This is a genomic window from Polaromonas sp. P1_G4 (assembly GCF_056405475.1).
Genome location: NZ_JBFUCA010000664.1, coordinates 1 through 1,926, shown reverse-complemented (window position 1 = coordinate 1,926; position 1,926 = coordinate 1). Strand labels below are relative to the sequence as shown.

Sequence of the window (1,926 nt, the reverse complement as noted above, 5' to 3'; positions counted from 1 at the left end):
TGCCTGCTACCAATTTCGTAGCGTATGGTACCCATATGGCATGGGGAAGGCAACAGGAAAGGGAAAATGGTGCCGCTTGTCGGAATCGAACTGACGACCTACCGCTTACAAGGCGGTTGCTCTACCAACTGAGCTAAAGCGGCACAAAGCTATTTTACTTGACCCGTTTCAGTGAAGGCCGTGTGCGCGGCGACTTGGGCGGATCCGGCGGCTCGGAACCGTCATCGGCTTGCGAATCTGCGCTGCTTTCGGGCACCAGCTGCATGATCTTTTCCGGGCCTTCCGCCGGATTGTGCGGATGCGCAGCCGGCGCGGCAGCCACCGGAGGTGCGCCATGAGGGTCTTCGGCGCCCGCCTCAGCGCCGGAAACCGGACCGGCGGAAGCCGCAACCATGGGAAAGGCCATGCCTTGCCCGTTTTCACGGGCATAGATCGCAATCACGTGGCTGATGGGCACCATGATTTCCCGGGCACTGCCGGCAAACCGCGCCTTGAACTCGATGAAATCGTTGCCGAGCTTGAGTGACGAGGTCGCGTCAAAACTGATGTTGAGCACGATCTCGTTGTTCTTGACGTACTCGCGCGGCACCTGCACGGTGTCGTCCACCGACACGGCCACATAAGGCGTGAAGCCGTTGTCAGTGCACCACTCGTACAAAGCCCGTATCAGATACGGTCGCGTTGACGTGGAGTCCAGGGCGTTCATGAATTCAGCCAAGTTAAACCCGAACCATCATATGGGCACCCTCTTCACCGGCCGTGAGAGATCTCTCTTCGCCAGCCAGGGCCGCGGATCCGGCTTCGCCGGGCCGCAGGCGCAGCGCCCCTCTTCTTCTTGCAAGGGGCAGCGCACAGCCGAAGGTACACGCAGTGGCAAGCGTGGGGGCCATTATTTCCGCATGACCTTTTCGGAAGGCGTCAGCGCTTCGATATAGGCGGGGCGCGAAAAGATGCGTTCCGCATACTTGAGCAGCGGTGCGGCATTTTTCGACAGGTCAATGTCGTAGTAGTCCAGGCGCCACAGCAGCGGGGCAATCGCCACGTCCAGCATGGAAAAGTTATCGCCGAGCATGAACTTGTTTTTCAGGAAGATCGGTGCGAGCTGCGTCAGGCGGTCGCGGATATGCGAACGGGCTTTTTCAAGCGCCTTTTCGTTGCCTTTGGAGGCGCGCGATTCCAGCGTGCTGACGTGGACGAACAGTTCTTTTTCGAAGTTCAGCAGGAAGAGGCGAACGCGCGCGCGGTCAACCGGGTCGCCGGGCATGAGTTGCGGGTGCGGAAAGCGCTCGTCGATGTACTCGTTGATGATGTTCGATTCGTACAGGATCAGGTCGCGCTCGACCAGGATAGGTACCTGTCCGTATGGGTTCATCACATTGATGTCTTCCGGCTTGTTGTACAGGTCAACATCGCGAATTTCGAAGTCCATGCCCTTTTCAAACAGCACAAAACGGCAGCGGTGCGAGAAGGGGCAGGTCGTGCCTGAATAAAGGACCATCATGGTGCGGAACTCCTAAATGCAAAGGAGTGGATACATTGAAAGCATCCACTCCAGAAGGTGCCGGGAGCTTAGCCCCGGCGAAAAATTACTTGACGTCTTTCCAGAACGCCGCATTCAGGCGCCAGGCAACAAAGGTCAAGCCGAGAAGGAAAATCAGCACCCAGACGCCGACGCGAATACGGGTGTTCTGGGCCGGCTCGCCCATCCATTGCAGGTAGCCCACGAGGTCGCCCATCGCCTGGTCATACTGCAACTGCGTCATGGTGCCGGGGGTGAGCTGCTTCCAACCCTTAAAAATCTCCACTTTATGGCCGTGCTCTTCCTTGTAGTCGTACTGCGGCTCGCGCGTGCCCTGCAGTTCCCACAACACATGCGGCATGGCCACACTCGGGAAAGCGCGGTTGTTCCAGCCCGTGGCTTTGGTG

The 1,926-nt window shown here is 58.4% G+C and carries 3 protein-coding genes and 1 tRNA gene; all 4 read right to left on the bottom strand.

All coding sequences use genetic code 11. The annotated features are described in order from the left end of the window. Positions 1 to 67 precede the first annotated feature (67 nt). A tRNA-Thr gene (locus tag AC1D1X_RS21965) sits at positions 68 to 143 on the bottom strand. 11 nt (positions 144 to 154) lie between these two features. Then, entirely contained in the window at positions 155 to 706 is a 552-nt protein-coding gene (locus AC1D1X_RS21960) for a ClpXP protease specificity-enhancing factor (RefSeq protein WP_477669848.1), read from the bottom strand. 183 nt (positions 707 to 889) lie between these two features. Further along, complete coding sequence (locus tag AC1D1X_RS21955) at positions 890 to 1,501, bottom strand: glutathione S-transferase N-terminal domain-containing protein (RefSeq protein ID WP_007868077.1); 612 nt, start codon at positions 1,499 to 1,501, stop codon at positions 890 to 892. Between the two features lie 85 nt (positions 1,502 to 1,586). Next, on the bottom strand, positions 1,587 to 1,926 hold a 340-nt coding region (locus tag AC1D1X_RS21950), incomplete at its 5' end, for a cytochrome c1 (protein ID WP_477699182.1).

Bases quoted from the DNA above. Each gene is read 5' to 3' on its own strand.
- AC1D1X_RS21960 (WP_477669848.1), bottom strand. From the start codon at position 706: ATGAACGCCCTGGACTCCACGTCAACGCGACCGTATCTGATACGGGCT.
- AC1D1X_RS21955 (WP_007868077.1), bottom strand. From the start codon at position 1,501: ATGATGGTCCTTTATTCAGGCACGACCTGCCCCTTCTCGCACCGCTGC.